8 protein-coding genes are annotated in these 5,728 nt (G+C 71.6%); 3 read left to right on the top strand and 5 right to left on the bottom strand.

Going from position 1 to position 5,728, the window contains the following annotated elements:
• From V7672_RS15180 to guaB, 5 genes are all read right to left on the bottom strand, one after another.
• The coding region (locus V7672_RS15180; RefSeq protein ID WP_335625406.1) for a hypothetical protein at nucleotides 1–95 on the bottom strand (95 nt) is incomplete at its 3' end.
• Complete coding sequence (locus tag V7672_RS15175) at nucleotides 92–793, bottom strand: 5'-methylthioadenosine/S-adenosylhomocysteine nucleosidase (protein WP_335625405.1); 702 nt, start codon at nucleotides 791–793, stop codon at nucleotides 92–94. The genes V7672_RS15175 and V7672_RS15180, both read right to left, overlap by 4 nt.
• Nucleotides 790–2,094, bottom strand: coding sequence for an RsmB/NOP family class I SAM-dependent RNA methyltransferase (locus tag V7672_RS15170; RefSeq protein WP_335625404.1), 1,305 nt, complete (start codon nucleotides 2,092–2,094; stop codon nucleotides 790–792). The genes V7672_RS15175 and V7672_RS15170 overlap by 4 nt, the downstream gene beginning before the upstream one ends.
• Before the next feature lie 9 nt (nucleotides 2,095–2,103).
• A complete protein-coding gene (locus V7672_RS15165) occupies nucleotides 2,104–2,496 on the bottom strand; it encodes an MAPEG family protein (RefSeq protein ID WP_335625403.1) in 393 nt (130 codons plus the stop codon).
• 17 nt (nucleotides 2,497–2,513) lie between these two features.
• Nucleotides 2,514–3,971 carry an IMP dehydrogenase gene (guaB, locus tag V7672_RS15160; protein ID WP_335625402.1) on the bottom strand — a complete coding sequence of 486 codons (1,458 nt, stop codon included), beginning with the start codon at nucleotides 3,969–3,971 and terminating at the stop codon, nucleotides 2,514–2,516.
• A gap of 128 nt (nucleotides 3,972–4,099) precedes the next feature.
• Here guaB and V7672_RS15155 point away from each other — a divergent pair, with 128 nt between their 5' ends.
• The 3 genes from V7672_RS15155 to V7672_RS15145 all read left to right on the top strand — a co-directional run.
• Nucleotides 4,100–4,660, top strand: a complete 561-nt coding sequence (locus tag V7672_RS15155) for a DUF2061 domain-containing protein (protein ID WP_335625401.1) — start codon at nucleotides 4,100–4,102, stop codon at nucleotides 4,658–4,660.
• A 59-nt stretch (nucleotides 4,661–4,719) separates the two neighbouring features.
• Nucleotides 4,720–5,103 carry a DUF2946 family protein gene (locus V7672_RS15150; RefSeq protein ID WP_335625400.1) on the top strand — a complete coding sequence of 128 codons (384 nt, stop codon included), beginning with the start codon at nucleotides 4,720–4,722 and terminating at the stop codon, nucleotides 5,101–5,103.
• Nucleotides 5,104–5,179: 76 nt separating this feature from the next.
• On the top strand, nucleotides 5,180–5,728 hold a 549-nt coding region (locus tag V7672_RS15145; RefSeq protein ID WP_335625399.1), incomplete at its 3' end, for a Plug domain-containing protein.

The raw sequence follows: 5,728 nt of genomic DNA, 5'->3' as shown, positions 1-5,728 counted from the left end.
CAATAGACCCCCGCCTCGCGCAGCCGCCGGGCGATCAGCTGCGTCACCTGGCTGCCGAAATCGACGATGAGGACTTTCTGGTGCTGGGTGGTCATGCGGTCGAATCCGGGGCGAGGGAATGGGCGGGGTCTAGGCTGGAGCCAGCCGGTATTTCAAGGGCGGCGAGGCCGTCGGCCTCCAGCCGCGCGATCAGGGCGTCCAGCGCTGCGGCCAGGGCCTCGTCCACGTGATGCAGGGTGGAGGTCCAGTCCTCCAGCGCCCTCAGCTCGGCCCGCCCGTCCGACACCCCGCGCAGGGCGATCAGGGGCGCCCCGAAGGTCTGCGCCGCGCGCAGCAGGGCCCAGGTCTCCATGTCCACCATGTCCGCGTCGATGGCGTCATAGGCCGCGCCGGAGATGACGGCCCCGCCGGTCGAGAGGCTGGCGCACGGAACGCCGGGAACCGGACACGGCAGGGGCAGGACCGCGGGCAGGTCCAGAAGCGGCGTCACGCCCCTGGCGAACCCCAGCGGGCTGGCGTCCATGTCGCGATAGCTGACCGACGACGCCTGGTAGACCGCCGCATGCGCCAGCGTTCGCGAGCCGCACGAGCCCAGCGACACGATCAGGTCCGGCAGGGCCCCGTCCGCCGCCATCCGGCCCAGCGCCGTGGTCAGGACCACCGCCGCCTCCACCGGGCCGACGCCGGTCATCAGGGGCTGGATGCGCGCCTGCAGATGGGCGCCGTACTCCGCCGGCGCCGCCATCACCGGCAGCACCGACAGCCCGCCCCAGCGCTCAACCCGTCCGTTCATCCGGCGCGCTCGTACAGGGCGGCGAAGAAGCCGTCCGTGCCGCTGGTCGCCGGGCTGAGCCGCAGACGATGGCCCTGCGCCAGCCCGGCCAGGCGCGTCCGCGCATCATCCGTGAACGCCGGGTTCGACAGGGCCTCGCCCACTGCGACGGGCCGGAAATCCCCATGCGCCGCCTCGAAGGCGTCCGCCGTCTTCTCATTCTCGCCGGTCAGCATCGAGCAGGTCACATAGACCAGCCGCCCGCCCGGCTTCACCAGCGCCGCGGCCCGGCCCAGGATCGCCAGCTGCAGCCTGTGCAGGCGTTCCACCTCGTCGGCTTTCAGGCGCCACGCATCCTCGGGCCGCCGCCGCCAGGTGCCCGAGCCCGAGCACGGCGCATCCACCAGCACCAGATCGGCGCCGCCGACCAGATCCTCGACCCCCTCCCCGTCCGCGCCCAGCAGCCGCAGATCAGCGCGGACCCCCGCCCGCTCCAGCCGCGGCCGCACGGCGTCCAGACGCTTCAGGCTGACGTCGGCGGCGACCAGGGTCCCGACGCCCTGCTGCGCCAGCCCCAGGGTCTTGCCGCCCCCGCCCGCGCAATAGTCCACGACCACCGCGCCCGACAGATCCAGCCCGCCGCCCGCCAGCCAGCAGACCATCTGGCTGCCCTCGTCCTGGATCTCGACGCGCCCGGCCTTGAAGCTCTCCAGCGCCTGCACGTTCGGCGGCGGCTCGGCGGCCAGCCGCAGCCCCCACGCCGACCACGGCGTCCGTTCCGGCGACAGTCCCGCCTCGCGCAGCTCGGCCTCCGCCGCCTCCACCGTCGTCTTCGCCCCGTTGACCCGCAGGTCGATGGGCGCGCGCGGGCTCATCAGCGCCTCCGCCTCTTCGGCCCAGCGGTCGCCGAAGGTCGCCTTGAAGTCGTCCACCACGAACTCGGGCAGGCCCGAGGCGATCCAGCCCGGGGGCTGGCCCTCCGGCGCCGTGATGCGCGCCCGCTCCTGTTTCGACAGGGGCTTGGGGCCATAGCCGTCACCCGCGTGCAGGGCCTCGATCTCGTCCAGCGGCAGGCCGTCGATCAGGGCCAGCGACCCGATCACCAGCGCCCGTCCGTCCTCGCGCCCGCCCATGGCCCACACCAGCCGCGCCCGCGCGCGGATGACCCGGTACACCCGGTCGGCGATGGCGCGCCGGTCCTTGGACCCGGCGTAGCGGTTCGCGCGGCCCCACTCCTTCAGCACGGCCTCGGCCGGTTGGCGCCCCTGGGCGATGGAGTCCAGGATCGCGGCGGCGGCGGAAAGTCGGGCGGCTGGGGTCACTCAGGTCTTTCAGATGAACAGGGCGGCGAGAATCAGGAGCAGGCCGGCCAGGGAGGCCAGCCAGATCAGCGAGCGCACCACGGGCACGCCGAAGGCGTACAGCGGGATATAGATCAGCCGGGCCCAGAAATAGAGCGCCGCGCCCCAGGCCGTCATGGCCCCGGTGCGCCCCGCCAGATACGCGACCAGCACCGCCCCGATGAACAGCGGCAGGGTCTCGTACAGATTGGCCTGCGCCCGCTCCAGCCGTCCGGTGATCCGGCCCGGCGGCGGCACGTCGGCGTCGCGCGGCCCGGCGTTCCATTTCAGCCCGTATCTGGCCGTGCGGCCCGCCGCCGGCAGCAGGATCTGCACCAGCGCCAGGATCAGGACAGCCGCCAGATAGGTCAGTTCAATGGTCATGGCGGCCCTCCCCGGCCCTAGCCCTGCCGGTAGTTCGGCGCCTCGCGGGTGATCATCACGTCGTGCACATGGCTTTCGCGCAGGCCCGCATTGGTGATGCGCACGAATTTCGCCCGCTTCTGGAACTCGGGGATGGACGCCCCGCCCACATAGCCCATGGCCGCACGCAGCCCGCCCACCATCTGGTGCAGCACCGGCGAGATCGGCCCCTTGTACGGGGTCTGGCCCTCGATGCCTTCGGGCACCAGCTTCTCGGACGACACTTCCTTCTGGAAATACCGGTCCGCCGAGCCCCGGGCCATGGCGCCCACCGAGCCCATGCCGCGATAGGATTTGTAGGACCGGCCCTGGTACAGGAACACCTCGCCGGGGCTCTCGTCGGTGCCGGCGAACATGGAGCCCATCATGGCCACGCTGGCGCCCGCCGCGATGGCCTTGGCCAGGTCGCCCGAGTATTTGATGCCGCCGTCGGCGATGATCGGGGCGCCGGAGTCCCGCGCCGCCCGCGCCGATTCCATCACGGCGGTCAGCTGGGGCACGCCCACGCCCGCCACGATGCGGGTGGTGCAGATGCTGCCCGGGCCGATGCCCACCTTCACCGCGTCGGCGCCCGCGTCGATCAGGGCCCGGGTGGCGTCATAGGTGGCCACATTGCCGGCGATGATCTGGATGCGGTTCGATTCGCGCTTGATGCGCTCCACCACCGCGGCCACCGAGGCCGAGTGGCCATGGGCGGTGTCGATCACCACCACGTCGGCGCCCGCCTCGGCCAGCGCCATGGCCCGCTCATAGCCCGCGTCGCCCACGGTCGAGGCCGCGCCCACCAGCAGGCGGCCCTGGTCGTCCTTGGCCGCATGGGGGAAGGCCTGGGCCTTCTCGATGTCCTTCATGGTGATCAGGCCGACGGCCCGGTAGTCCTCGTCCACCACGATGACCCGCTCGATCTTGCGGGTGCGCAGCAGATCCTGCGCCTCCTGGCGCCCGGCGCCTTCGCGCACGGTGACCAGCTCGCCCGTGGTCATCAGGCTCGCCGCCTTGACGTTGGGGTCGTTCTCGAACCGCATGTCGCGGTTGGTCAGCATGCCCACCAGCCTGCCGGTCTTCGGATCCACGACGGGGAAGCCGCTGATCTTCTTGCGGGCCACGATCTCGCGCACCTCGCCCAGGGTGGTGTCCGGCGTCACCGTCACCGGGTTCACCACCATGCCGCTTTCATAGCGCTTCACGGCGCGGACCTGGTCGGCCTGCTCCTCTATGGTCATGTTCCGGTGCAGCACGCCCAGACCGCCGGCCTGGGCCATGGCGATGGCCAGCCGCATCTCGGTCACCGTGTCCATGGCGGACGACAGCAGGGGTATGTTCAGCTTGATGTCTCGGGTCAGCCGGGTCGACACATCGACCTCGGCCGGCATGAACGCGGACGGGCCGGGTTCGAGCAAAACATCATCGAAGGTCAGGCCTTCGCGTATCTCCATGGGGAGTCTCCGTTTTGCGGGGCGCGTATAGCTTGCTGCGCCGCGAAACGGAAGCCCGGCGCGCCTATGACGGCGATAAAAGGAATTGTCGTTGCAACTCCAGCGCCTCGAGGCCATTTGTTGCAACAATGGTCCGCGCCATCGTCCGATCCGTCAAAGCGCTCGCGCTCAAGGTCGCCAGTTACGGCGTCATGCACCTGATCGTGGCGATCCTGGTGGCCTACGCCATCACCCGCGACTGGCGCCTCGCCCTGGCCGTGGGTCTGATCGAGCCCTTCTTCCAGACCATCGCCTATTCCTTCCACGATCGCATCTGGCACCGCATCGAGCGGCGCAAGATGCGCTCGGGCGTCGAGGAGACCGCCGAGGCCGTCACCGCCCGTCTGGACCTCATGGACGCCCGCGAGCAGAGCCGCGCCCACGGCCACGGCGGCGAGCACCATGGCCACAGCCACGCCCTGCCGACATCCTTCCGGCACATCGCCATGAAGACCTTCACCTACAGCCTCATGCACTTCGCCGTGGCCGTCACGGTGGCCTGGGTGCTGACCGGCTTCAACTGGCGGCTGGCCCTGGCCATCGGCTTCATCGAGCCCGTCGTGCAGACGGTCTTCTTCACCGTGCACGACCGCATCTGGGCTCGCATCGAGGCCAGAAAGGCCAGAAAGCGCGAGCTGGCCGCGGCCTGATCATCCGTGCGGCGCCCTGACGCTGGCGGCGGCGACACGGCTGGGCTATCCCCCTCCCCATGACGACGCGCGCGGACACCTGGTCGCTGTGGCGATCGCTGGCCTTCCTGGCCGCGGTCTTCGCCGTGGTGCTCGGCGCCCTGCTGCCGTCCGCGGCCCTGGCCGGGTCCCGGGACGGGCGGCCCATCGTCCTGTGTTCGGCCCAGGGCCCCAAGACCATCCGCGTCGGCGGCGACGGCGACCAGACCTCGGGCCTCGCGGATGCGCGCTGCGCCTTCTGCATCGCAGCCCACGCGACCGCCCTGCCCCCGCCGTCCCCGCCGCAACCGCTGCCGGTCATCCGCCCCGCCGCCGCCGTCGCCTGGACCGCCGCCGCCCGGGCCGCGCCGCCCCCGGCCCGCGCGCCGCCGCGACCCCATTCCACCGCCCCGCCCCTGACCTGACGAAAGCCTCACCGCCGGCGCGCGTCTGATCGCCTCAGCGCGCGCCCTGACGCCTTCCGTTCAGGATTCAGACTTCATGATCTCCCACCCCTTCGCGGCGCCGCGCGCGCTGCTCATGGCCCTGCCGCTGGCGGGCGCCATCGCCTGCCCCGCCCTCGCCTCCGACGACCAGCCCACGACCGTGGACTCGGTGATCGTCACGGCCCGGCGCGATCCCGACGACCCGCCCGTGGTGGCCGAGGCCCGGGCCCGGCTGTCCCGCACCCCCGGCGCCGTCTCCGTGGTCGCCGCCGAGACGTACGAGGACCGCTTCGCCCAGGGCTTCTACGACACCCTGCGCAACGTTCCCGGCGTGCTGGCGCAGAAGCGGTACGGCGAGGAATCCCGCCTCTCCATCCGCGGCTCGGGCGTCGCCCAGGGCTTCCACCAGCGCGGCGTGCTGCTCGCCCAGGACGGCGTGCCCTTCGCCGACGCCGACGGCTTCTCGGACTTCCAGGCCATCGACGCCCTGAGCGCCCGCTACATCGAGGTCTACAAGGGCGCCAACACCCTGCGCTTCGGCGGGGCCCAGCTGGGCGGGGCGGTCAATCTGGTCACCCCCACCGGCGCCAGCGCCAATTTCCAC

It is taken from the genome of Brevundimonas sp. (assembly GCF_036963785.1).
In the GTDB taxonomy this organism is placed as follows: Bacteria; Pseudomonadota; Alphaproteobacteria; order Caulobacterales; family Caulobacteraceae; genus Brevundimonas.
This window is presented reverse-complemented; position numbering and strand designations above follow the sequence as displayed.

Bases quoted from the DNA above. Each gene is read 5' to 3' on its own strand.
- V7672_RS15175 (WP_335625405.1), bottom strand. From the start codon at position 793: ATGAACGGACGGGTTGAGCGCTGGGGCGGGCTGTCGGTGCTGCCGGTG.
- V7672_RS15165 (WP_335625403.1), bottom strand. From the start codon at position 2,496: ATGACCATTGAACTGACCTATCTGGCGGCTGTCCTGATCCTGGCGCTG.
- guaB (WP_335625402.1), bottom strand. From the start codon at position 3,971: ATGGAGATACGCGAAGGCCTGACCTTCGATGATGTTTTGCTCGAACCC.
- V7672_RS15155 (WP_335625401.1), top strand. From the start codon at position 4,100: ATGGTCCGCGCCATCGTCCGATCCGTCAAAGCGCTCGCGCTCAAGGTC.
- V7672_RS15150 (WP_335625400.1), top strand. From the start codon at position 4,720: ATGACGACGCGCGCGGACACCTGGTCGCTGTGGCGATCGCTGGCCTTC.